Below are 22,641 nucleotides of genomic sequence, written 5' to 3'. Positions count from 1 at the left end.
AAACAAAATGCTTCATCTAAAGTACAAATTTCGTGGCAAGTCAACGGCAGAGTTAATAAGATTGGCTCAAAGCGGAATAAGAGAGGCCACAGATTTAATAGTTGAAAGATACTATCCCATGGTTGTAAAAATTTCAAGTAAGTACTATACCGAATGGGCTGAAAAAGATGATCTTATTCAAAACGGTCTTGTTGGAATTTTAAAAGCTATTTATTACTACAAAGAAGGAAAAAGTTCTTTCACGAGTTTTGCGTGGAAATCGATTGAATCCGAAATCAAATCATTTTTAACCTATCTTAACAGAAGAAAGAACAAGATGCTTACCGATTCCGTTAAAATAGATTTCTTGCTGGACGAAAACGAGGATGACAAATCGCTTAATTTTGGTTACAACCAGGGATTGTTTGAAAGTTACATCGTAGAAGAGTTCTTGAATGAATGTAAAAATATACTAACAGAAGAAGAATATGAGATATTCAACTTGTATTTGCAACACATTCCGTACAAGGAAATAGCCAAACTTGTGGGTAAAAAATTCAAATATGTGGATAACACGCTGCAAAAGATAAAAAAACGCTTAAATCCATTGATAAAAGCGTACGGTATAATTAGAATGTACAAGAATTTCATGTGATGATTACTCGGAGGCGAAAATGAACAATCAAGAAGAAGATACCCCTTTTATATTCAAAATCATAATAATTCTAATAATAGTTTCAGCCATTTTTGGAGCGTTCATGGGCGTTGTTAATCTTTCACTTGCAAGAATGAACTCAAAGGAAATAGGTGAAGTGAATTCGATAATAGACAAATCCATAAATGCGAAGATAAGTAGAATAGAAAATGAAATTTCCTCTATAGATACTTCTTTAAGACCAGGTGGAATGATAGATTTGTACATAAATGCATATCATTATTTATCCAATTCGAGCATAGATCTTCAAAAGATAGTTACAATAGCCCAATCCAATTATGGAAAGACTTTTTTTTCAATTTACATCACTGGAAAGTATGAAGTGTGGATAGGTGTAATGAAAAATGGGAAATACGTATTTCAATCGGAAATGACACCAGGAATTTCGGATCAGCGGTTTTTTGTGAATTCAACTCCAACCGTCTCGACTTCTTACACCATAACTTTGAATTCATCATCTGTACTGATGAGCGGCGATCCACAAAACACCTATGTATTGCTTGTCACACCGGATGGTGCCCAATTGCTGAAAATGTCTTCAAAGTCCTTAAGCGTTGGAGAATTGATTCAGGAGGGGAAATAATGATCATCAAAAGGGTAAATGCAGCCATCTTCAAATTAAGATTTGGTGCTCCTTCAAATCCAATAAACGTGGTGAACGAATTTGAATCTGAAGACGATATAGATTTTAAGTTAAACGAAGATGGTGAAAGGCTTACTCTACTGTCTAAAGACAAGAAAATGATTAGCATAGAAAAGTACGTTCAAAAAGATGGAAAAGCTTGCTTGATGTGTTACTCGGAGCAAGCTCATTTTTTTGGTTTTGGAGAAAAATGGGAGAATTGGATAAAAGGGGAAGAAAAATGGAAATGCTCAACAGTGATAATCCATTACACCTTCCAGATACCGATCCATTGTACATTTCCATTCCCTTTTTTATTGTGCTTTCTCCTTACAAGCCTACCATTGGTCTCTTTTTAAATTCAACATCGAAAACTTATTTTTCCATGAACGGTGATGAATACGCCATATGCTCAGAAGATGACGGATTGGAACTCTACATAATTTACGGCCCAAAGGTTTCAGATGTCTTAAAACGTTTCTCACTCTTGGTGGGAAGAATGGAATTACCACCGGCCTGGGCACTTGGCTATCAGCAATCTAGATGGAGTTATTTCACGTCTGAAGAAGTTTTAAACGTGGCTGAAAAAATGCGAAGAGACAAAATTCCATGTGATGTGATCTATTTAGATATAGACTATATGCAAAATTACAAAGTTTTTACCTGGTCAAAAGAAAGCTTTCCAGATCCCAAGAGAATGGTAGATAGGCTAAAAGAAATGGGATTTAAGATTGTAACCATTGTTGATCCGGGCGTGAAGATCGAGAATGGTTACGATGTTTACGAAAGTGGAAAAGAAAAAGACGTCTTCGTGAAGAAAAAAGGTGGGGAAATCTTCGAAGGCTACGTTTGGCCTGGAAAATGCCATTTTCCCGACTTTTTAAAAGAAAATACACGCGAGTGGTGGGCCCAACAACATGATAAGCTCTTCAAAATGGGTGTGGATGGGATTTGGAACGATATGAATGAGCCTTCGATAATCTGGGATGATGAAAAATCAAATGAGGCAAAAAGCTTGGTTGAAAATAGAAAATTCGTTCTTTCAACTCTCGAAAGATTGAAAGGGTTGGCAAACCAAAAAAACTACGTTCACGATATAATTCACGAAGACGACACGGGGAAAAAGTGGGAACACCTTAAGGTGAGAAATGTTTACGCTTTACTTGAATCTCAAGCGACAAAGAGGGCATTTGAACTTTACAAAAAAAATCAAAGGCCATTCATATTGAGTAGAGCCGGGTTCGCTGGTATTCAAAGAAATGCCGCTGTTTGGACCGGTGACAATTCAAGCTGGTGGGAACACCTTAAAAATGAAATGGCAATGGCCTTAGGGTTAAGTGTAAGTGGTGTAAGCTTTTGTGGCGGAGATGTTGGAGGATTTGGCTCAAACGCAACGCCAGAATTGCTTGTAAGGTGGATCGAAATGGGGGCTTTTTTACCATTTTTCAGAAATCATTCTGCTATCGGCACAAGCCATCAAGAACCATGGGCATTTGATGAGAAAACGGAAAACATTATCAGAACTCACATTCAAAAGAGGTACGAATTATTCCCATACTTTTACACTTTGTTTTACGAGTCATCTGTAACCGGATTGCCAATAATCAGACCACTCTTCATGCAAGACGAAGAAGATGAAACGCTTTACTCCATAAACGATGAATTCATGCTTGGAAATTCAATGCTAATAGCACCCATAACACAGCCCAACACTTACTGGCGAGCTATTTATTTTCCAAAAGGAAGGTGGATCGATGTAAGAAACGGAGAAATATACGAGGGCAAAAGGCTCTACAAAGTGGATGCTCCCTTAGAAGAAATTCCAGTTTTTGTCAAAATGAATTCAATGCTTTTAAAAACGCAAGCGCTTAATTACATCTTTGAAAAGAAGCGCCTACCGCTCTATGTAGAAATTTACGGTGATAGAGCAAACTCCATTCTTTACGAAGATGATGGAGAGACTTTGGAGTACAAAAAAGGAAAGTACAATCTTTACAGAATATCTGCTGGAAGTGTAGCGAAATCCCTGCATGTAAATGTGGAATATTTGAAACATGGTTACACGGGCATATACGAAAGAATTATCTTCAAATTTTTTGCGCCTAAAGTATCGAATGTCTACGTGAATAGAGAAGAAACGCCTGTTTTCTTCAAAAATGGTGTGCCTCAAGTTGAATTTGACATCTCAAAGGTGAAATGAGATGTTCATAGGCGCTCATATGTCTTCTCCCCTTTCCACCGTTCCAGAAAGAACCGTAAAAATAGGTGGAAACACATTTCAAATTTTTTCACACAGCCCCAGAGTCTGGAAAATGTCGGTAAATGAAAGTGAAATGGAGAAATTCAAATCCGAAATGAAAGCATGGAATATAGAAGCAAATAAAGTTCTTATACACGCAAGTTACCTTATAAATCTTGCAAGCCCTAAAGATGAAGTTTGGCAAAGATCAAAAGCTCTCCTAAAAGAAGAAATGAGAATTGCGCATCTTCTTGGTTTAAAGTACGTTAACGTTCATCCCGGCAGTAAGTTAAAAGAAAGTTTGGAGTGGGGCTTAAGAAGATGTGCGAAAGCGATAAAAGAAGTGTATGATGATTCACCAAAAGGTGTAACACTTCTTTTGGAGATCGTGGCTCCAAAAGGAGGAAACATTGGTTACAGCTTCGAACAATTGCAAAAGATAAAAGACCTTGCAAAAGTGGATTTAAAATTCACGTACGATACCTGTCACGGCTTTGATGGTGGTTACGACATAACCACAAAAAGGGGAATGAAAGATCTTGTAAGCGAAATTAAAGTTACCATCGGCATGAAAAACCTGCTCATGTGCCATTTGAACGATTCAAAGTACCCTCTTGGTTCTGCGAAAGACAGACATGAAAGGATTGGAAAGGGATATATAGGTATAAAGGGTTTTTTAAACTTCTTTTCCTTCGAAGAATTTCAAAAGATTCCTTTAATACTGGAAACACCAGGAAAAGATGAAGAGCATGCTCAAGATATCTTAACGGTAAGGAAAATACTTTCCCAATTGGGAATTAACAATACAAAATAAATTCAAAGGAGATGGTTTTTAATGTTCAAGGTTTCTCCACAGATGGTTATCGATAACCCATCAAGTGATGAACTTTGGAAGATGTCAAAAGAATTCTCTCTTCCAAACAACTTGGGTCTTCCTCTTTTCCATTCAAAAGTTAAGTCAAGAAGTGCCAAATTCACCGCAAATTACGAAGTTTCAGACGGGGAAGCTCAAAAATACATAAAAGACGTTCAAGAGTACATCAACACTCACAAAATGATAAAAATAGATGCGAGAGTAGGAGACGGTTCAAGTTGTACTTTTAAAACTACATTATTTGTAAGTGAAAAATATCCGCAGCTTGCTTTTATGTTTCAAAGAAACCTCTTTGAGCCCAATGGAAAAGAAAACGACAATATAACCGTTATAACCATTCCTGAGTATCCTGAAAGAAAAATCATGGTTTTTCCACACGAAGCGACTGAAATAATACTTGGATCTGACTACTACGGCGAAACGAAAATGGCAGCGTTGAGACTTGCAATGTATCTAGCGCGAGAAAAACATCAACATCTTGGTCTTCATGCCGGATCAAAGGCCTATAATTTAAATGTGGACGGCGAAATGAAAAAATTTGGTGTTCTCATCTTCGGTCTTAGCGGAACAGGCAAGACCACCCTCACCTGTGCTACCCACGACTTAAAAAATCCAGAAAGTGTGGAAATAGTGCAAGATGATATCAATTTTTTAAGCGCTGAATTGAATGCGTTCGGTTCGGAAAGAAATTTTTACGTTAAAACGGACAGCATAACATCTCAGCCCCTTTTGCTTGCGGCGGTGAAAGAAGAAGGCTCAATTCTTGAAAACGTGTACGTTTCACCAGAAGGGGAAGTGGATTTTGACAATCTCAGCGTTAGTACTAATGGTCGCGCCGTTTTACCAAGAGAACACATACCTTTCCACGCTTCTTCATACAGCGTTGGAAAAATTAACACCATATTTTTTAACACAAGAAGAGACGATATTCCTCCGATATTGAAGATAGATTCATACGAAAAAGCCGCAGCGGTTTTCGGATTGGGAGAATCGACTATAACAAGTGCAGACGATCCGTCAAAGGTTGGACAGCCTGTCAGGACGGTGGGATTTAATCCATTTATAATAGAAGATCCCGCCAAGGAAATAAACACCTTTAAAAAGTTTCTAAATGGAAAAGATATTCAGGCATTTGTCATCAATACCGGTTGGGTAGGTGGTCGGGACGGTTTAAAGATAAAACCACAAGACACGTTTATGTTCGTTGAAAATGCGCTTAGAGGTAAAATAGAATTTAAAAAAGATCCGATCGTTGGCTTTGAAGTACCGGTTAAAGCAGAGGGATGGGATATAAGCAAATTCGACGTTATGAATTTCTACTCAAAAGAAGAGTATGAAAAGAAGATGAATAAGCTTCGTCAAGAAAGGAAAGAAGCCTTGAAAAAAATAGGTGGTGTAGATGAAGATATAATAGAATCTCTTTGAGCTTTACTTAAAATTTTATAAGACTCGCTTCGTTTAAAGCAACGAAGTGAATCTTTTTCATAAATCTATAAAGACAAGGGCCGTGTTGGCCCTTGTGAGTTTTTTACTTTACTTTTTTGACGATATCGTTTTCATGCTGTTGTTCTTGCATGAACTGCACCTTTGTTGGGACCAAATCTCTAACTTTGGCTATTATCTTGTTTTTCTTTATCGCATCATGAACGATTTCTGTAGATGGAAAATTAATCGCGCCAACGGGACAGATATTCGCGCATGTTGTACATCCAACCAAACAATTGTACGGATTGGCAACAACGGGTTTTCTTGAGTTGAGATCGTAACTGTACACATTTCTTCCACAAGTCATAAAGCATAGTCCACATCCAACACACACCGCAGGATCAATGGAAGGATACCATCTTATCTCTTTTCTTGGAATACCAAACCACTCGTCAAATTTCCCAGCCATCTCTTTCACCTCTTTTAATTATTTTTTTCACAATCAAAGGCAAAAATTTATTAGCTTTTGCTCAAAACGATCATAGCATTAAATTCCTCACTGCATATTAAGAATGTTTTATCAAATAAAAAAATAAATATTGTGATTTTTTTAATTTATATCACGATAAACGCGCTTCATTTAGGATATAGAAATTCAAAACGACAAGAAAGAGTATGACAGCTTAGCTAAATGAAAATAAGTAACTGCTAAATCGAAAGAGCTCATTGAAAACATGAAAAAAAGAATGTATAATTGTGCTAAATTATTTCTTCCTTTCCTTCAAGTTAAGGGGGAGAAGTCAATTGGATTTGATAAAGGGAAAATTCCATCTTTACCACCTGATATCGAACGTTTTTTCCACCCTTATGTACCTTCTTTTTTCTTCTGTAAATACCGTCGCCACTGGATGGGGGCTTTCATTTTTTTCAATTGGACTTATAAATTTCATCGGAGCACTTACTTACATAGGTACAAGCTTTATTTTCGGAAGATTAGGGGATAAATATGGCCACAAGCGTGTTATCTCCTACGCAACGTTGTTTTTTTCCTTTTTCAGTGTTCTTGGATTTTTTTGGTCAAAAATAATAGAACTTCTCATTTTTGTTATAGGAATGAACATGTTCTTTGGAACATTTTTTCCCCAGGTAGAAGGCTTGTTATCGAAACGTGAAAAAGGTCTTGGCGTGGATGCGGCGAGTACCATCAACCGCTTTAATCTTTCTTGGAGCACTGGGAATATCGTTGGAGTAATACTTGGTCCTTTTTTAATAGTCAGGATTCCTTACTTGGTTTTCGTTTTTTCGATATTTTTGAATCTTTTGGCTTACTTTTTAATAAAAAAAGATCTCGCGAAAAATGCGGAGAACCTTTCTTTTGTGCCTTCAAAAAAGTTGAAAATTTTCTCATCTGACGTGGATTTTCCAAGGATAAATACTTACAGGATGAATTACAGATTAACGCTTATATTATCAGGTTTAGTCTACGCAGCTTTTCTTTCATTATTTCCCAAAATAGCGGTCTTTAGCAATATTCCATTATCAATAAGTGGATTATTGGCGTCTGCGTCGAATGCCGGTGTTGTGATAACATTTCTAACCCTGGAAAAGGTGAAAATCTGGGTCGGAAATCCTTTCAAGGCTTTTTTTTTGATGATTGGCTTTCCAATAACCGTTCTCTTGCTTTTCATTCCGCCTTCCGTGCCCCAATTTCTCCTGCTTGCTTTCTTTTCAGGTATCACCTACGCTGTTCCATACACCTACGCTATATTCTACGCTTTGAATTCCCCCGATGAAGATCACAGCAAACAAGGAGGCTTTCATGAAGCCACAATAGGGATACTTTCTGGTTTTGGACCACTGTTGGGAGGAACCATAATTCAAATTTCGAATGGTTTAAGGGGTTTTGCCTTGACGGCTTTACTTCTATTGCTAATTGTCGTGATCCTACAAATAAGATTCATAAAGAAAGTTAAAATGTGATAACAACTGCGTTTAACATTTTAAACGAAAATATAGTAAAATCGTTTTAGAGAGGTGAAGAATGAGAGAAGATTTTGAACTACTTCTTAGCTTGCTCGAAGAAAAGATAAGCGCACTCGTTGAAAAACACAAAAAGACTTTACAGAACTTGAAAGAATGCGAAAAAGAAAATGTTCAGTTGAAAAAAGAAAACCTTGAATTGAAATCCATGCTAGAAACTCAAAGCGTGAGGGTTGATGCGTTGTTGAAAAAATTAGAAGAAACTCTTAAAGATAGACAAAAAAGCGAGAGGGGTGTGCCAGGTGAAAAGAACGGTAACTTTTGAACTTGGAAGTAGAAAATACAAGTTTACAACTACAGATCCACAACAAGAGGTAGATGAAACGTTAAGCGCCATAAGAGAAGAATTCGAAAATTACGCTCAAATCGTCGATAAGCACGGTTATGACAAGGTTTTCCTGATGATGCTGCTGAACAATGTGCATGAAAACATAGTTTTAAAAGAAAGAATAAAAGAGCTTACCAAGAAATTGGAATTGACCGATTCTTCCGATAAATAAAGGGTGAAAAAATTGGACGTAGTTGCTCTTGGAGGAGGAACAGGCCTTTCAACATTATTGAAAGGCTTAAAGCTTTTTTCTGATGTAAACATCACCGCAATTGTCACGGTAACGGACGAAGGGGGAAGCTCTGGTGTTATAAGGGAGGAGCTTGGCATTCTTCCTCCTGGAGATATAAGAAATAACATAGTTGCCCTTGCAGAAGACGAATCTTTGATGGCAAAGGTTATGAGCTATCGTTTCAATGAAGGAAAAACTTTTAAAAACCACAGTTTGGGCAACCTCATAATTGCGGCGTTGACAAAGATAACAGGGGATTTTGCCACCGCTATAGAAAGGCTTTCAGACACGCTCGCAATAAAGGGAACCGTTTTGCCAGTTACGGAAGATAAGGTAAGATTGGTTGCAAAAATGAGCGATGGAAAGAGCGTAGTTGGTGAAATGAACATAGTAAAGGCAAACAAAAAAATCGTCCATATAAACCTAGACAAAGAAGCAAAAGCTTATCCAAAGGTCATAGAAGCTATAATTAAAAGCGACGTTGCCGTCTTAGGTCCTGGGAGCCTCTACACGAGCATAATTCCAAATGTGCTCGTTGATGAAGTACGGGAAAATTTGAACAAAAAGCCTCGCATTTTCATAGCCAACCTCATGACTCAGCCTGGAGAAACGAACAACTTTACGCTTGAAGATCACGTAAGGGTTCTGGAAAAATACCTCAAAAAACCTGTAGAAAAGATAATAGTCAACAATGAAAAAGTACCATCGAACATACTAAAGAAATACCAAAAAAAAGGTGCAACTGCCGTTTTAAAAGGTGATTTTAACGATGATAGAATTGTGGAAGCACCGTTGGTGAGTTTGGAAATAGATCCAAATGATAAAAATGAAAAAATAAGGCACGATCCGGTAAAGTTGGCAAATCTTGTGAGAAAAGTTGCTTTGGAGTTGATGAAAGAATAAAATGTCTTTTACTTCAGAGGTCAAGATTGAACTTTGTGATCTTAAGATAGAAAAAACACTTGCAATGGCCGAATTTGCTGGTTTTTTAAAGTTCAAAGGAATGCTTGAAATAGGGAAAAAAACTCACCTGGAATTATCTGTAAAGAGCACTTGTGCCGCAAGAAGGGTAAAAAATCTTTTGCTCTTAATGGATGAAAAAAGCGTTACGATTTTTTATCATGAAGAAAAGAAATTGAAAAGGGGAAAGATCTTTTTGTTCAAAATAAGTGTAAAGGATATCAACACTTTTTTGAGCAAATTGTATCTCAATACCATGGGAGAAGTAAAAAAAGAATTATTTGATGATCCTGTAATTTTCAGCGCTTTTTTGAGAGGAGCATTTATTTCATCCGGTTCAGTGGTTGATCCGGCAAGGCACCATCATCTTGAGTTGTATAACAACAAAATTGAAATTCTCGAAAAGATAATGAAAAAGCTTGAAAATTTTTTTGGAATTTATGGACACATAGCCGCCGTGAAATACGGCTACAGGTTTTACATTAAAGACGGAAACATGATAGAAGAATTTCTCAATTTCATAGGTGCGCCAAATGCGGCAAAAAAAGTACACAACGTTCTGTTAGAGAGTAGAATACGTTCTGACATAACGCGGAGCCTGAATTTCATAGAAGCGAATTCCAAAAGAAGTGGCAGCGCATCTCTTAAACAGATAAAGGCGATAATTGAAGTTGATAAAGAAATCGGTTTAGATTCTTTAGATCCAGAGCTCAGAAATGTGGCAAAAGCAAGATTGGAAAATCCGGAACGTTCTCTCAGAGAACTTGGAAACTTGTTCAATCCACCTCTTTCTAAGTCCATGGTTCACAGAAGATTGCAAAAGATAATGAAACTTTCTGAGAAAAGAGGAAAAAAACCATGAAATGCCCATTTTGCGGTTATCCAAACACAAAAGTTCAAGATTCACGTTCTATAGAGAATGGTTTAGTTATAAGAAGGAGAAGGATTTGTCCGAATTGTGGGGCAAAGTTCACCACTTACGAACGGTTTGAAGGTGGTACCTTAATGGTTGTAAAAAAGGACGGAAGAAGAGAAAAGTTCTCGCGCGACAAGGTAATGGGGGGAATAATAAAAGCGTGTGAAAAGAGGCCTATTTCGATGGAAAAAATAGAAGAAATTACAAACGCACTAGAAGCAAGGGCAAAAAAGCGCGGTAAAGAGATAAGCACAGCTGAAATAGGTGAGATGATAATGGGCGAATTAAGAAAGCTCGATCAAGTCGCATACGTGCGTTTTGCGTCCGTATATAGGGATTTTAGAGATATAGATCAATTCATAGAAGAAATCGGGAAACTCAAGGGAGAAGGAAAAAATGGATGAAATGGTGTTAGTTGTGGAAGATTCAGATGTCGATCTTCTCTTTAGAGGATATGGGTTGTTGAGGATACCAATAGAAGAGATCAAAGAATTGGTGGAAAAGAGGGGATTTTTCGTTAGAAGAACGCGCGCAGAAAAAGACAAAACACTGCGACAGCTCATACCTTATGTTGTAATTCAAGATGAAAGTGGGTTATATCTAATGGTAAGAAGACTCCCGGCACAAACCGAATCGCGCCTTCATGGCTTTTACAGCCTTGGTATAGGTGGACACATAAACGATACAGATGAAGGAAATTCTCCGTGGTTAAAGTTCATATCCGGTATGGAAAGGGAAGTTAACGAAGAAGTCGACATATCCGTTTACGATTGGCCAAGGTACATAGGCACCATTCGAGAAAACACCACAGACGTTAACATGGTTCATCTGGGCGTGGTTTTTATGATAAGAACAAAAGTTAAAGGTGTAAAAGAAATCGAAAAATTCACTTGGGAACTTGCTGATGTTGATGATATCTTGAAAAAGTATGATGAATTGGAATCCTGGTCTAAACTCGCTTTTGAAGAAATTGAAAAGATGAAGATTTAACTTTTATCCTTCCTTACCAAAAGCTTTCTTCACAAGTCTTTCAAAAAGTTCCAATTGCGAATCCACCCTCAAATCGAGGGTGCCAAAATCGGCTTCCACTTGAACATCCATCTTTTTTAGATTAGAAAGGGTGATAACTTGTACTTTTTCAATCGATGAAAATTTCTCTATCACATCTTTTGGAAGTTCAGAAGAGAGTTTAAGCACGATCTCTTTTGAAGATTTCACACTTTCCAAGGCTTTCTCAACTTTCTTCTCAATATCCCCTTTCTCTTCTTCGACAAGTAAAATTTCTCTTATCACGGCGAGACTTAAATCTACAAGAGAAGATTTAATTCCATCCACGGATGAATCCATTTGTTCGTTAAGCTTATTGATCATCGTCTTTACCGTTTCAATTTGTTCATTTAACTCTTTTTCAGCCTTTTTTACGCCTTCGATATATCCGGTGTTTTGAGCCTCTTCTTTTATCTTTTGCGATTGGGCTTTTGCTTCATCTATAATCTGCTGCGCCTCATGCTTTGCTTGACTTAAAATTTCTTCCGCCTGCCTTTTGGCAACTTCTATCGGATCCTCAACGTTCTCCTCTTCTAATTTACCGTTATTTTTAATCTTCTTTGGTCCCACAATTACCACTTCATCTGTGAGATCAATGCTTTTAATAATGTCAGACAATGAGGTCTTCACCTCCGCCTCTGCTTATGACTATCTCCCCAGCATCCTCAAGTTTCCTAATAATGGAAACTATCTTTTGTTGCGCCGTTTCGACATCTTTAACCCTTACAGGTCCCATGTATTTCAATTCATCTTCAAGCAAGCTCGCAGCCCTTTTGGACATGTTCTTCATTATCTTTTCTTTGACTTCATCCGAAGAGCCCTTCATGGCCAACGCCAAATCGTGAGTATCGACTTCTCTCAATATCATCTGGATGGATCTATCATCAAGCGTTATTATATCCTCAAAGACAAACATTCTATTTCTTATCTCTTCGGCAAGATCCGGCTCAGTCTTTTCTAAAGCGTCTATTATGGCCTTTTCAGCAGATCTGTCCAAAGAATTCATGATTTCCACAGCAACGTCTATGCCTCCCACATTGCTGAAATCCTGACTCACAAAAGTTGACATTTTCTTTTCCAATACTTTTTCAACCTGTTTAACTATTTCTGGAGAGGTGCTTTTAAGCAGCGCCAATCTTTTTACCACTTCTGGCTGCAATTCTTCGGGCAAAGACATTAACACCTGTGAAGACTGCTTCGGTTCGAGATAAGCCAAAACTAACGCTATCGTTTGTGGATGTTCGTTCCTTAAAAAGTTGACCAGCTGAACTATGTCCGCACGCTTCATGAAATCAAATGGCTTCACTTGGAGATTTGAAGTTAAATTCTCTATTATCTCAAGTGCTTTTTCTGGACCTAAAGCTTTCTCCAAAAGCTCCTTGGCGTATTCTATGCCACCTTCGTTTATGAATTCACGTGCCTTCATAAGATCTGAAAATTCTTCAAAAGCTCTTTTTCTTTCTTCTTCGCTAACATCACGAAGGTTGGCAATTTCCAACGTCAACTCTTCTATCTGCTCTTCAGGAAGGTTTTTCAAAATTTTGGAAGCCTTTTCTGCACCTAGCGCCAAAAGAAAGATCGCGGCTTTTCTTCTGGCTGGAATATCATTTTCTTTTTTTTTCTTATCCATCACATATCAGTCCTTAGACATCCATATCTTTATTATATTCGCAACTTCTGCGGGATCTTCATCAACCCACTTAAGTGCTTCCTCTTTCAACTTAACAAGCGCCTCTTCTTCAGGAGAACCCTTCGCTTTTTTCGTCATTTCCAGCACTTCTTCTTCTATCTTCTTTCTCTTTTCTTCTATTTCTTTTAGCTTTTTCTTCTTCTTGCTCTTTGCCCTCATGTAGTAGAATCCCACCGTCATGAGAATCGAAAGGAGAATGCTGTAAACAACCAAATTTTTGAACCTGCGTTGCGCTTCAAGCTTTGCTTCGGCCTGTGCTGCCGCACGCATGGCACTTCTGTCGAAAAGCATTGGAACAATTTGAACAGCGCTTGCATCAACACCAATGGAATTCGCGACTGCCATACGAATGGTGTTTTCTTCTTTCACATCCGTTGAATTCAAAAAGACAGTCATTCTTAAATTCTTTATTTCACCGGATTTGTCTTCAATTACTTGATTGTACGTTTGTGAAACATCGTAGTTTCGAATGCTTTTGGAATAAGTTGAAACTTGCGAAGAGGGTGTCGTGGTCACATATGTGGGTGGAATATTTGAATTTGCTCCAGGGGCCCCCATAGGAGCTCCGTTGGTTGAAAGACCGCTTTCTTCTTGTTGACTTGCCAGTACACCGGTGTTGTTTTTGGCATCGGTAGGAGTGTAAACTTTGCTTTCTTGTGTTATCTTTTGCCAATCCAAAATAACGTTTGCGGCGACCGCAACATTTCCATAGCCAAAAACCTTGTAAAGCATATTTCTGATTTTATCGGAATAATACTTTTCCACAGATTGTTTCAATTTCAGCTTGGAAGCACCAGAAATTGCAGAAGCCGAAAGGTTAACCTCATCACTGAGAACATTTGAATACTGGTCCACAACTTTCACATCACTTGGAGACATATTTCCCACTGCGCCCGCTACCAGATTCATTATACCTAACACCTGATCGGAAGACAACGTCATTGATGGTTTCAATACGACCAAAACAGAGGCGGTTGGTTTTTGTTCTTCACCAGGCACGTAATAAGTGTACTTTGGCAAAGCTAAAAAAACGCGTGAATATTGAACCGGACTGAGCATATCGATGCTTCGTTCTAATTCGCCAGCGAGCGCGATCTGAAAGTTCACCTGCCTATCAAAACTCGTCATCCCCATAGAAGCAAGAGAACCATTTTGAAGCAAGCTGTAGCCCTTCACACCAGCATCTGGTCCCAGAACCCCAAGAGTGGCCAATTTCATTCTAACGTTGTAAACATTTTCAGAAGACGGTATGTAAATCGTACCATTTTTTCCAGCTTTGTAAGGTATGTTAAGACCATCCAATTTCTGTGCTATGTATCCCGCACTTTGTTCTGTTAAATTTGATACCAGCACAACGTAATGGGGCCTTGCGTTGATTTCTACAAGTACCCACAATCCCACGAAAACACTCACCGCCACCAGAATCCACAATATTTTTTTTCCTAGACTCAGTGGCTTAAAGCGTTTTTCGTAAAAATCTTTCAGTTGATCTTTGAGACCACTGAACTTAAAAGCCATTAAAACGCATCACACCTTGGAAAGTACATTTTTTCTTATTTCCCTTATCTTATCTTCTATTTCTTCCTCATCGTCTTTTCGCAAATCGTAAGCTATTTTCCCCCCCACAAATGTCAGCTGAACGCGCGCGTCTCTCAAAAAGTCAAAAAGTAAATTCCTCAAAATTGGCTTCTTTCCTTCTCCTAAAGGTCCTCTGTAATTATACAACGCAAAGTCAGCGGCGTAACCGGGAATTAATTTTCCAATCGGCTTATCAAGTAATTTAGTTGCGTAACGATAATTGTTATCCAAAAAGATTTTCTTAGTTTGATAGATCGAATCAAAATCGCTTCCGCCTTTCATCATTCTCCTCAGCAGAAAAGCTATCTGAGACTCCGTTAAAACTGAAAAATCGTGAACTTCTCCGCTTCCTATGGAAAGGTTCACTCCTCTTCCCATCATCCCGTCTACATCTGGAAACGCCATGTTTTTTATCATCATTTCCCTTGGACAGTAAACCGCCATCGTATCGGTGGAAGCCATTATGTCTAAATCGGTCTCGGTGAAGTGTTGAGCATTCACTATGACTTCATGATCGCCTAACATGCTTATGTGTCTCAGCCTTTCCAGATTAGACATTCCATATTTGAAAAATGCCTCTTTTTCCTCTGTAAACTCGTCTGAAAGTAAAATAACGATGAAAGCGCCTGTAGAATTGGCGAACTCCTTCAAATTTCTTAAATCGTCATCGGAAAAAGAAGTTATGGAATTCAAAGGAATGTATTTTGGATGTTCTCCAGACTTCAAAAGCCTTTGGAGATCTTCTGGAGTTTTTAACCCTTCTCCAACGGCGAAACGGAAGGGCCTGGTACTTACAACAGATTCTATTGTTTTTTCAACTTCTATTTTGTGAAGGTACCTATCTATAGACCCGGCTATCATCGTTACGCCTTGCTTGAGAGAATCGTGGGCCACTTTTTCAGCCATCGTAAAGAATATTTCCTCGTCTAACACATTTTGAAAGACTTCTAAAATTTTATGGTAAAGCTCTTCGGAAGGAATCCCGGATTTTTCCTCTATTCCAAACATTGGAAATATAGCCGACTCCATCTTAACATATGCGTTGACAAATCCTGGTAAGATCGTCATACCATTTCCATCTATCACATCATCAACGTTTGAATATTTCTTTTCCAAAACTTCACTTTCACCTATTTCGACCACTTCTCCATTTTCAACGTAAAGCGCGCCCTTTTCCAATATTCCAACTTCGAAATCATTGCTAACAATTCTCACGTTCTTAACGAGCATCGTTTCTCACCTCATTCCAAAACTTCTCTTCCATCCGTTACACGAACACACATCAACACACTCGATGACAGATCAATTTTACCACTTTATGCTGATAAAAGTTCTATAATTTAACCAGAAACACATTATTAAATTCTATTTCATTTTAAAAAGCGGCCTTCTAAGAAGACCGCTGTTGGTGCCGAGGGCGGGACTTGAACCCGCACGAGCTTTTCAGCCCACTGGATTTTGAATCCAGCGCGTCTGCCAATTCCGCCACCTCGGCGTTACGTATTTGGATTATATACGTTTAAATTCTCTCTGTCAAGAGGATAACGACAAAAAATCATCAAAATTTAAAAAACACGCAGAAGATGAATTACACCAAATATTTTTTGAACATAGTGGTTCTATCATCATCGTGAATCAAATGAAGATATCTGTTTTTTGCCTCTTTGGCAAACCTTTCTAGTATGGCTTCCAGGTCGCTGTTGTTCAATGCATTTTTCACATCAGGATCTGATCCTATCTTTCCCAAAGAGAAAATTCCATTACCTTCTGGAGTGAATTTCACCTCTTTTTCAAAATCAAAGCTTTTTTCAAAAATGGATGATATGATCCTTTCTACCGCCCTCACAAAGGCTTTTCTAACTTCTTCCGGTTTCTTTGCCATGTTTAACTCTTCACGATAAGTCTTGGACACTTCTTTTTCCAAATTTACATAGCTTTCCATTTGAATCCCTCCTTCACCATGAAGTGGAATAAAACCGACGAAGCTCTTTTAAAAATTCCCAAGCAAGTAATTCACCAACGTTAGAGATGCTATCACGGCAGTTTCCGTTCTAAGAATCCTTTTACCCATTTTCACACTTTCAAAGCCATTTGCTTTGAAGAAATCATTTTCCCTTTCACTGAATCCGCCCTCTGGTCCTACGGCAATTATCACGCTGTTTGAAAACTGCAAGTCTTTAAAAGTTTTAGATGCCTTTACGTCCAAGAGGATTTTCGTTGCGTCTTTTGAAAATTCTTGATACTGTGCATCTTTTATTTCGGGCAAATAGAAAGAACCACATTGCTTCATCGCATCGCGTGCGACGAATTCCATTTTCATCAATTTTGACTCTGTTTTCTTCCTTGTGGTTCGTTCCATATTCATAAACCATAGTTGGTTTGCTCCTAACTCAACAGCTTTTTCAATTGCAAATTTTGTTCTTTCCCATCTTACGGGTGAAAGCACAATCGTTATGTTAGTGGTGGAAGGAGGTTGAAAATCCAATTTTTGGAGTATTTCGGCGGTGCTCGAAGATGCAAGTTTTCCAAGGTAAAGGGTGCCTTTGCCATCCGTGAACTTTATTTCGGAATTTTTTGAATACCTCAGAACCTTAATATGGCGCATTTCGTGCTCATCAAAATGCGCCATTTTTCCATCTATTTGAGCGAAGAAGAAAGAAGACATCAGATCTCTTCTTTTCCTCCCATATAAGGTCTCAAAACTTCTGGAACTTCTATTTTTCCGTTTTCTTTTTGGTAGTTCTCAAATATCGCCACGAGTGTTCTTCCAACGGCCAACCCTGAACCGTTCAAAGTGTGCACGAAATCAAGGGTGTTATCGGATTTTCTGTATCTTTCATTTGCCCTTCTAGCTTGATAATCCGTTACATTACTACAAGAAGAAATTTCCTTGTAATTGTTGTAAGAAGGCAACCATACCTCGATATCGTACGTTCTTGACGCTACAAATCCCAGATCACCTGTACACAGTTCTATAACCCTGTAGGGAAGTTTTAGATACTGCAAAACCTCTTCTGCATCGTGCGTAAGCGCTTCCAAAGCCTCATAAGATTCTTCCGGGCGCGTGTACATGACAAGTTCCACTTTGTCAAATTGATGTTGGCGGATCATGCCTTTGACGTCCTTACCGTAACTTCCAGCTTCTCTTCTGTAACACGGGGTGTAAGCCACATACTTAAGAGGAAGATTTTTTTCATCTATTATCTCGTTTGTGTGCAAAGCCGAAAGGGGAACTTCAGCTGTGGGAATGAGGAAAAGATCATCGAGGGTAGTGGAATAGGATTCCTCTTCAAACTTTGGCAATTTTCCAGTGTTTATCATCGTTTCACGGCTTACCATATGTGGAGGCATTACCTCAGTATAACCGTGTTTTGTGGTATGTAAGTCCAACATGAAAGATATCAATGCCCTTTCCATTTGCGCCGCTTCTTTGTAAAGAATCGTGAAGCGTGAACCGGATAATTTCGAAGCTCTTTCAAAATCCAACAGATTCCTTTGAGGTCCAAGCTCCCAATGGGCTTTAGGCTCAAAGTCAAATTTTCTTGGCTCTCCCCATTTTCTTATTTCCACATTTTCGGTTTCATCTTTTCCAACGGGTACCTTTTCAAAGGGAAGATTTGGAATGTTTAAAAGCCTATCCTTTAATTCTTTTTGCAATTTTGAAAGTTCCGTTTCATCTGCTTTTATCTCCTTTGAAAGCTCTTTTCCCCTTTCCAAAATGCGTTTTGCGCCTTCCTCATCCTTTGCAGCTTTAAACTTTGCCACTTCTTTCGAGATGGAATTTCTCTCCGCTCGTGATGAATTCAGCGTTGTGGTAAGCTCTCTTATCTTTTTATCGAGTTCCAAGACTTCATCTATTTCTTCAGGCTTTACCTTTCTCCTTTTCAACAGCTCTTTTACCCTTTCCGGATCATTTCTTATGAGCTTTATATCCAACAATTCCCTCACCTCCATTTTTGAAAGTATATCTCTTTTTAGATTTTAAGGCAAGAACGAGTGATATAATCTCCTTGAAATTAAAAAAACAGAAGAAGGGAGAAGAAAAAATGGAGAAATTAAAAGTTTGTATTCCAACAAAGGATGAAAAAAACATTTACAAAGGGCATATGGGAGATGCGGATCTTTTTATGATCTACGAATGGGATGGAAAGGACTACAAATTGGTGGAAAAGAAGAAAAACGTGCCATTTGAAGAGAAAAAACATGGCGATCAAAAGAAAATGCAGCACATTTTAAGCATAGTTGGAGAGTGTGAAGTGTTCGTTGGTGGCGTGTCGAGCCCCAATTTTCTGAATTTGCGAGATAAAACCAAAGTTCAGCCCGTCGTTTCAAAAATAGAAGATATTGAGAAAACCTTTGAAGCGTTAAACAAAAATGCTCAAACCATTGAAGAGCTCACTCAAAAGAGAAAAAACGGTGAACATCCACGCGTTATTCCCCAAATTTCTGAAGACGAAACGCGTTTGCTTTCATGATTGATATAGAAAGAGCGAATTTTCGGCACATTTTAGTTGATTAAAATTTAAGAAAGGGGGAATGAAATATGAAAAAAAGAGTTATCCTGACGATTACCGCATTGGCAATCGCAGTGGCGTTGTCTTCGTGCACACTTCTAACTTACAACGTCTTCAAACCTCTTGATAAACCAAGCAATTTATCAAGTACTGCCAAAAGCGCCCTTGACGCCGCGCAAAATGGTGATGCGCAGAGCGCGGTTGATCTTTCAACTCAGGTTATAACGACAGTTGCAAGTTCATCGACCAAAGCTCCTGATCTGTACAAAGCCCTCACCACTTCTGCCACCTCTACGCAATCTCAAAAGGTTATCGACAACGTTGCTTCAAGCGTGAAAAAGGTAAAAGATGACATACTAAACGGCAAAATATCCAAATCAAGCACTGAAGGGGCGGCAATTAAGGACGCCGCCATTGCAATGGTGAGGTCCGTTGCAAAAGTGAAAAAGATCGAGCTTTCAGACGTCATAAGTAACGTTTTGAATGTTTTGAATTCCACTTCTCAAAGTTCAACTTTTAAGGAAAAAAGCGGTGCACTTTTCACAGACACGCCTTCTTCAACGCAGCTATCGCAAACGGTACTAATGTTGTTGTCCATAACAAAGGATATGCCAACCATGAATCTAATGAGCGAACTCACCTCGTTGGTGGCTGTTTATGGCGGAAACGATGCCTTCAATTGGGATGTCGCCACCATATTGTACGATGCACTTTATTCATCAACAGCTTTATTCGATTCAAACGGAGATGGAGTTTTGACAAAGCAAGACGAAATATTCAAGTATGTATGGGATCAAAATAAAAATGAGTTTAAAAATCCGAATGACGTGGACTGGAATGACGTATTGAAATTACAACTTTCAACTTACGAAAATCGAGCGTTGTGTGAAAAAGTCATGGAAAAATTTTCCCAGGCCGTTTCAAGCTTTGAAGACGCCTTGAATCATCTCCCTCAAAATTTCATCAACGGCAAAGAAGAAGGGGAAAATTTCTTGAATTACCTTGAAAAAATTCAAAGCGAAATGAATGCGCAAAAGCTGTCTTCTTTTAAAACCGTTGGCGATTTTTTAAACTTTATGAATTCATTGTTTACGGGAAGTGGAAAAAATGGGTAAAACACTGTTTGTAATCGCATTGATAAGTCTTGTATCGGTCTTTGCCTTCGCGTTTGATTTGAGTTTCTATAACTCCTTTGAAACGCTATGTATGGGGGAAACCTTTACCGGCATAGCAAACGATGCGAATTCGTTGTATTACAATCCAGCGGGACTCGCAAATGGAAGCGGATGGACACTAAAGCTTCCAAATGCGGACGTGGATATGAGCAGTGGAATCGCTTCGGCAACTGTAAAAGCTTTAACGCACATAGATGAAATAAAAGCCGTGCTCAACAGCAACGATAATTTGAAAATAAGCACGTACTTTTTAAACAATTACTTAAAAGCGCTTGTGGGAGAAAGTGATAACGCAGTCGTGAAGAGCAGTTCCTATCTCGGATATGAAGGTAAGAACTTCGCGTTGATGCTTTCAGCAATAGGTCAGGCCTACGCCCATTCGTTTATTTCAAGCGACCTGGTTCCATTCATAACGTTGCATGCAAAGGCGGCCGCCTACGCACAGTTAAGTGGAGCTCTTGCTTTTAACGTGTCGAAAGCAAAACTGTCCGTGGGAGGAACTTACCGATATGGTTACGTAATGCCCGCCATATATTCCATAGACAATCTTTCGAGTTTAATGGTTAATTCTTCAACGTTCGATCCAAATTTAGACTACGAAGCCACTTCAAACGTGGATTTAGGCGTGAAAATTTCGCTGAAAGGATTCATTTTCGGAGGATTATGGCACGATCTTTTGAATTCCCAAACTCCAGATGTACGCGTTGGGATAGGATACGTGACAAAAAAATTCTCAATCGGTTTGGACTTCGAAAAGCTTTTCAACGGAGAATATTCCATCTTCAGAAGAATACACGTAGGAACGAAGTACACACCATGGAATTTCTTAAATCTTTACGCGGGTCTTTCAGCAGGATGGTTTAGCGGAGGTGTGAAGTTGAATTTAGGCTTTTTAAGCCTTTACGCGGGCACATACGTTTTGAATAATGGATATCACGCCGGCTGGGGAGACGATACGAGAATGTACACCGTTGGGCTTGGATTGTAAACCGAATCGCCAAAAATACGAAAATGGCTTCCTCACAAGGAAGCCATTTTTTACGTGCATTTATTATAAATCAACGTCTTACTCTTGCTTGGATTTTACAAGAAAAAAACGCTTTCCATGGTACACTATGATTTTAACTGCTGGATTGTTTTTGACTTTTAAAATCATCTCTTCCTCAGAGAAGCCAAACTTCTTCGCCAGCTCTTTGATCTGTTCTTCTCTCATTGGATGGCGTTCGCAGATTTTGATTATCTCATCGTAAAGCTTGCTTGGATCGTCTATATGGAATTCTCCTTCTTCGTAACCACTTATAACGTAGCTGTGAAGGATCTCGTGAGCTTTTAAAAGAGATTCTTCATCTGGAATTTCCACCCATTTTTCCGCAGGTGGTCGAATTGGGACATTGACGTAAACACGATCTGGATTAATTTCTTTTAGAATTCCCGCAATCCCTTTAAGATGTTTTTCACCATCGTTTATGCCTTTCACAAGCATCACTTCAACCCACAACTGTCCATTCCGAACTTTTGAGAAAACTTTTAAGCCTTCCACCATTTTATTAAAATCTATTTCTCCCTGCGGTCTGTTTATCTTTTTGAACGTTTCTTCATCGTCCGCATCCAAAGAAGGCAACACAACGTCAGCATCTTTTAAATCATTTCTCACGTCTTCCATGTACAAAAGAGATCCATTTGTGATAACTGCAACCGGAAGCTTTGTTCTTAGCTTCGTCTCTCTTATGAGATAATCCAATGATTTGCAAAGAGTCGGTTCTCCTTCGCCGACAAAGGTCACGTAGTCTATACCGTTGGGATTGTTTTTAACCGCATCTAAGATCTCGTTTAGTATTTCTTGCGGATCGTAAAAATCTTGACGAAGGTTTGTCATGTGATCGGTTCTTCCAAGCTGGCAGTACACACACGAATAATTACAAGTCTTTGAGGGTATTGGACTTACCCCCAAAGACTTTCCCAACCTTCTAGATGGAACAGGGCCGTAAACGTGCTTGTATTCCATCACCAATCGCCTTTTCCAAAACCACGGCCACGTCCCATGCCACGGCCCTGTCCACGCCCCATTCCTCTACCCATTCCGCTCATTCCGCGTCCTCCTCCCATACCACGTAAGGAAGGATTTTCAGAGTTCGGGCGTATGGCATTGGTAGGGCATGCTTCCATACATTTGCCACATCTGGTACATATGGAGTTGTTTATTTGAGCCTTTCCATTTACCATTTTTATGGCTCCATCTACTGGGCACACATTCACACATACGCCGCAGCCTTTGCATAAATCTTCTCTAACCCATGGCATATCTCA

At 38.8% G+C, this 22,641-nt stretch carries 25 protein-coding genes and 1 tRNA gene; 15 read left to right on the top strand and 11 right to left on the bottom strand.

Annotated features, from left to right (window positions below; genetic code table 11):
• The first annotated feature begins 7 nt into the window (after window positions 1-7).
• From ACXJIN_RS03375 to ACXJIN_RS03355, 5 genes are all read left to right on the top strand, one after another.
• A complete protein-coding gene (locus ACXJIN_RS03375) occupies window positions 8-634 on the top strand; it encodes a sigma-70 family RNA polymerase sigma factor (protein ID WP_456399389.1) in 627 nt (208 codons plus the stop codon).
• 19 nt (window positions 635-653) lie between these two features.
• Window positions 654-1,277: a hypothetical protein gene (locus ACXJIN_RS03370; protein WP_456399388.1), complete on the top strand. Its 624-nt coding sequence runs from the start codon at window positions 654-656 to the stop codon at window positions 1,275-1,277.
• Window positions 1,278-1,527: 250 nt separating this feature from the next.
• Complete coding sequence (locus tag ACXJIN_RS03365) at window positions 1,528-3,516, top strand: glycoside hydrolase family 31 protein (RefSeq protein WP_456399387.1); 1,989 nt, start codon at window positions 1,528-1,530, stop codon at window positions 3,514-3,516.
• Window position 3,517: 1 nt separating this feature from the next.
• The gene (locus ACXJIN_RS03360; protein WP_456399386.1) at window positions 3,518-4,369 is read left to right on the top strand and encodes a deoxyribonuclease IV; all 852 of its coding nucleotides are present in this window, start codon (window positions 3,518-3,520) and stop codon (window positions 4,367-4,369) included.
• Between the two features lie 21 nt (window positions 4,370-4,390).
• Complete coding sequence (locus ACXJIN_RS03355; RefSeq protein WP_456399385.1) at window positions 4,391-5,854, top strand: phosphoenolpyruvate carboxykinase; 1,464 nt, start codon at window positions 4,391-4,393, stop codon at window positions 5,852-5,854.
• A gap of 103 nt (window positions 5,855-5,957) precedes the next feature.
• Here ACXJIN_RS03355 and ACXJIN_RS03350 read toward each other — a convergent pair whose 3' ends face one another.
• Window positions 5,958-6,323: a 4Fe-4S dicluster domain-containing protein gene (locus ACXJIN_RS03350; protein ID WP_456399384.1), complete on the bottom strand. Its 366-nt coding sequence runs from the start codon at window positions 6,321-6,323 to the stop codon at window positions 5,958-5,960.
• Between the two features lie 335 nt (window positions 6,324-6,658).
• Between ACXJIN_RS03350 and ACXJIN_RS03345 the strand changes: the two genes are divergently transcribed.
• The 7 genes from ACXJIN_RS03345 (at window position 6,659) to ACXJIN_RS03315 (ending at window position 11,320) form a co-directional block, all read left to right on the top strand.
• Window positions 6,659-7,834, top strand: a complete 1,176-nt coding sequence (locus ACXJIN_RS03345) for an MFS transporter (RefSeq protein WP_456399383.1) — start codon at window positions 6,659-6,661, stop codon at window positions 7,832-7,834.
• 61 nt (window positions 7,835-7,895) lie between these two features.
• The gene (locus ACXJIN_RS03340; RefSeq protein ID WP_456399382.1) at window positions 7,896-8,159 is read left to right on the top strand and encodes a hypothetical protein; all 264 of its coding nucleotides are present in this window, start codon (window positions 7,896-7,898) and stop codon (window positions 8,157-8,159) included.
• The gene (gene zapA / locus ACXJIN_RS03335; RefSeq protein WP_456399381.1) at window positions 8,137-8,394 is read left to right on the top strand and encodes a cell division protein ZapA; all 258 of its coding nucleotides are present in this window, start codon (window positions 8,137-8,139) and stop codon (window positions 8,392-8,394) included. Before ACXJIN_RS03340 ends, zapA begins: the two co-directional genes overlap by 23 nt.
• 3 nt (window positions 8,395-8,397) lie before the next feature.
• A complete protein-coding gene (locus ACXJIN_RS03330) occupies window positions 8,398-9,357 on the top strand; it encodes a gluconeogenesis factor YvcK family protein (protein WP_456399380.1) in 960 nt (319 codons plus the stop codon).
• A 1-nt stretch (window position 9,358) separates the two neighbouring features.
• On the top strand, window positions 9,359-10,276 hold the full coding sequence (gene whiA / locus ACXJIN_RS03325) for a DNA-binding protein WhiA (RefSeq protein ID WP_456399379.1): 918 nt from the start codon (window positions 9,359-9,361) through the stop codon (window positions 10,274-10,276).
• On the top strand, window positions 10,273-10,734 hold the full coding sequence (gene nrdR / locus ACXJIN_RS03320; protein ID WP_456399378.1) for a transcriptional regulator NrdR: 462 nt from the start codon (window positions 10,273-10,275) through the stop codon (window positions 10,732-10,734). Before whiA ends, nrdR begins: the two co-directional genes overlap by 4 nt.
• Complete coding sequence (locus ACXJIN_RS03315) at window positions 10,727-11,320, top strand: NUDIX domain-containing protein (RefSeq protein ID WP_456399377.1); 594 nt, start codon at window positions 10,727-10,729, stop codon at window positions 11,318-11,320. Before nrdR ends, ACXJIN_RS03315 begins: the two co-directional genes overlap by 8 nt.
• 3 nt (window positions 11,321-11,323) lie before the next feature.
• On the opposite strand, the gene ACXJIN_RS03310 is transcribed toward ACXJIN_RS03315, so the two are convergent.
• From ACXJIN_RS03310 to serS, 8 genes are all read right to left on the bottom strand, one after another.
• Entirely contained in the window at window positions 11,324-11,995 is a 672-nt protein-coding gene (locus tag ACXJIN_RS03310; RefSeq protein ID WP_456399376.1) for a FliH/SctL family protein, read from the bottom strand.
• Window positions 11,988-13,007 (bottom strand): flagellar motor switch protein FliG, encoded by a 1,020-nt coding sequence (gene fliG, locus ACXJIN_RS03305; RefSeq protein WP_456399375.1) that lies wholly within the window; start codon window positions 13,005-13,007, stop codon window positions 11,988-11,990. The genes ACXJIN_RS03310 and fliG overlap by 8 nt, the downstream gene beginning before the upstream one ends.
• A gap of 6 nt (window positions 13,008-13,013) precedes the next feature.
• Window positions 13,014-14,585: a flagellar basal-body MS-ring/collar protein FliF gene (fliF, locus tag ACXJIN_RS03300; RefSeq protein ID WP_456399374.1), complete on the bottom strand. Its 1,572-nt coding sequence runs from the start codon at window positions 14,583-14,585 to the stop codon at window positions 13,014-13,016.
• Window positions 14,586-14,594: 9 nt separating this feature from the next.
• On the bottom strand, window positions 14,595-15,875 hold the full coding sequence (locus ACXJIN_RS03295) for an amidohydrolase family protein (protein WP_456399373.1): 1,281 nt from the start codon (window positions 15,873-15,875) through the stop codon (window positions 14,595-14,597).
• A 176-nt stretch (window positions 15,876-16,051) separates the two neighbouring features.
• Window positions 16,052-16,140, bottom strand: a tRNA-Leu gene (locus ACXJIN_RS03290).
• A gap of 93 nt (window positions 16,141-16,233) precedes the next feature.
• A complete protein-coding gene (locus ACXJIN_RS03285; protein WP_456399372.1) occupies window positions 16,234-16,587 on the bottom strand; it encodes a hypothetical protein in 354 nt (117 codons plus the stop codon).
• A gap of 48 nt (window positions 16,588-16,635) precedes the next feature.
• Complete coding sequence (locus ACXJIN_RS03280; protein WP_456399371.1) at window positions 16,636-17,310, bottom strand: RsmE family RNA methyltransferase; 675 nt, start codon at window positions 17,308-17,310, stop codon at window positions 16,636-16,638.
• Window positions 17,310-18,584, bottom strand: a complete 1,275-nt coding sequence (gene serS / locus ACXJIN_RS03275) for a serine--tRNA ligase (RefSeq protein ID WP_456399370.1) — start codon at window positions 18,582-18,584, stop codon at window positions 17,310-17,312. Before serS ends, ACXJIN_RS03280 begins: the two co-directional genes overlap by 1 nt.
• 107 nt (window positions 18,585-18,691) lie before the next feature.
• Here serS and ACXJIN_RS03270 point away from each other — a divergent pair, with 107 nt between their 5' ends.
• The 3 genes from ACXJIN_RS03270 (at window position 18,692) to ACXJIN_RS03260 (ending at window position 21,322) form a co-directional block, all read left to right on the top strand.
• Window positions 18,692-19,120, top strand: a complete 429-nt coding sequence (locus ACXJIN_RS03270) for a NifB/NifX family molybdenum-iron cluster-binding protein (protein ID WP_456399369.1) — start codon at window positions 18,692-18,694, stop codon at window positions 19,118-19,120.
• A 68-nt stretch (window positions 19,121-19,188) separates the two neighbouring features.
• Window positions 19,189-20,274: a hypothetical protein gene (locus ACXJIN_RS03265; protein ID WP_456399368.1), complete on the top strand. Its 1,086-nt coding sequence runs from the start codon at window positions 19,189-19,191 to the stop codon at window positions 20,272-20,274.
• Window positions 20,267-21,322 (top strand): hypothetical protein, encoded by a 1,056-nt coding sequence (locus ACXJIN_RS03260; protein ID WP_456399367.1) that lies wholly within the window; start codon window positions 20,267-20,269, stop codon window positions 21,320-21,322. The genes ACXJIN_RS03265 and ACXJIN_RS03260 overlap by 8 nt, the downstream gene beginning before the upstream one ends.
• A gap of 78 nt (window positions 21,323-21,400) precedes the next feature.
• On the opposite strand, the gene ACXJIN_RS03255 is transcribed toward ACXJIN_RS03260, so the two are convergent.
• Window positions 21,401-22,339 carry a radical SAM protein gene (locus ACXJIN_RS03255; RefSeq protein WP_456399366.1) on the bottom strand — a complete coding sequence of 313 codons (939 nt, stop codon included), beginning with the start codon at window positions 22,337-22,339 and terminating at the stop codon, window positions 21,401-21,403.
• On the bottom strand, window positions 22,339-22,635 hold the full coding sequence (locus tag ACXJIN_RS03250; RefSeq protein ID WP_456399365.1) for a DUF362 domain-containing protein: 297 nt from the start codon (window positions 22,633-22,635) through the stop codon (window positions 22,339-22,341). The genes ACXJIN_RS03255 and ACXJIN_RS03250 overlap by 1 nt, the downstream gene beginning before the upstream one ends.
• Window positions 22,636-22,641 lie beyond the last annotated feature (6 nt).

It is taken from the genome of Mesoaciditoga sp. (assembly GCF_054006115.1).
This window is presented reverse-complemented; position numbering and strand designations above follow the sequence as displayed.

Bases quoted from the DNA above. Each gene is read 5' to 3' on its own strand.
- ACXJIN_RS03370 (WP_456399388.1), top strand. From the start codon at position 654: ATGAACAATCAAGAAGAAGATACCCCTTTTATATTCAAAATCATAATA.
- ACXJIN_RS03340 (WP_456399382.1), top strand. From the start codon at position 7,896: ATGAGAGAAGATTTTGAACTACTTCTTAGCTTGCTCGAAGAAAAGATA.
- ACXJIN_RS03270 (WP_456399369.1), top strand. From the start codon at position 18,692: ATGGAGAAATTAAAAGTTTGTATTCCAACAAAGGATGAAAAAAACATT.
- ACXJIN_RS03315 (WP_456399377.1), top strand. From the start codon at position 10,727: ATGGATGAAATGGTGTTAGTTGTGGAAGATTCAGATGTCGATCTTCTC.
- ACXJIN_RS03375 (WP_456399389.1), top strand. From the start codon at position 8: ATGCTTCATCTAAAGTACAAATTTCGTGGCAAGTCAACGGCAGAGTTA.
- ACXJIN_RS03260 (WP_456399367.1), top strand. From the start codon at position 20,267: ATGGGTAAAACACTGTTTGTAATCGCATTGATAAGTCTTGTATCGGTC.
- fliG (WP_456399375.1), bottom strand. From the start codon at position 13,007: ATGGATAAGAAAAAAAAAGAAAATGATATTCCAGCCAGAAGAAAAGCC.
- ACXJIN_RS03255 (WP_456399366.1), bottom strand. From the start codon at position 22,339: ATGGAATACAAGCACGTTTACGGCCCTGTTCCATCTAGAAGGTTGGGA.
- ACXJIN_RS03360 (WP_456399386.1), top strand. From the start codon at position 3,518: ATGTTCATAGGCGCTCATATGTCTTCTCCCCTTTCCACCGTTCCAGAA.
- whiA (WP_456399379.1), top strand. From the start codon at position 9,359: ATGTCTTTTACTTCAGAGGTCAAGATTGAACTTTGTGATCTTAAGATA.
- ACXJIN_RS03265 (WP_456399368.1), top strand. From the start codon at position 19,189: ATGAAAAAAAGAGTTATCCTGACGATTACCGCATTGGCAATCGCAGTG.
- ACXJIN_RS03280 (WP_456399371.1), bottom strand. From the start codon at position 17,310: ATGTCTTCTTTCTTCTTCGCTCAAATAGATGGAAAAATGGCGCATTTT.
- ACXJIN_RS03355 (WP_456399385.1), top strand. From the start codon at position 4,391: ATGTTCAAGGTTTCTCCACAGATGGTTATCGATAACCCATCAAGTGAT.
- ACXJIN_RS03250 (WP_456399365.1), bottom strand. From the start codon at position 22,635: ATGCCATGGGTTAGAGAAGATTTATGCAAAGGCTGCGGCGTATGTGTG.
- ACXJIN_RS03295 (WP_456399373.1), bottom strand. From the start codon at position 15,875: ATGCTCGTTAAGAACGTGAGAATTGTTAGCAATGATTTCGAAGTTGGA.
- ACXJIN_RS03285 (WP_456399372.1), bottom strand. From the start codon at position 16,587: ATGGAAAGCTATGTAAATTTGGAAAAAGAAGTGTCCAAGACTTATCGT.
- ACXJIN_RS03365 (WP_456399387.1), top strand. From the start codon at position 1,528: ATGGGAGAATTGGATAAAAGGGGAAGAAAAATGGAAATGCTCAACAGT.
- ACXJIN_RS03350 (WP_456399384.1), bottom strand. From the start codon at position 6,323: ATGGCTGGGAAATTTGACGAGTGGTTTGGTATTCCAAGAAAAGAGATA.
- fliF (WP_456399374.1), bottom strand. From the start codon at position 14,585: ATGGCTTTTAAGTTCAGTGGTCTCAAAGATCAACTGAAAGATTTTTAC.
- nrdR (WP_456399378.1), top strand. From the start codon at position 10,273: ATGAAATGCCCATTTTGCGGTTATCCAAACACAAAAGTTCAAGATTCA.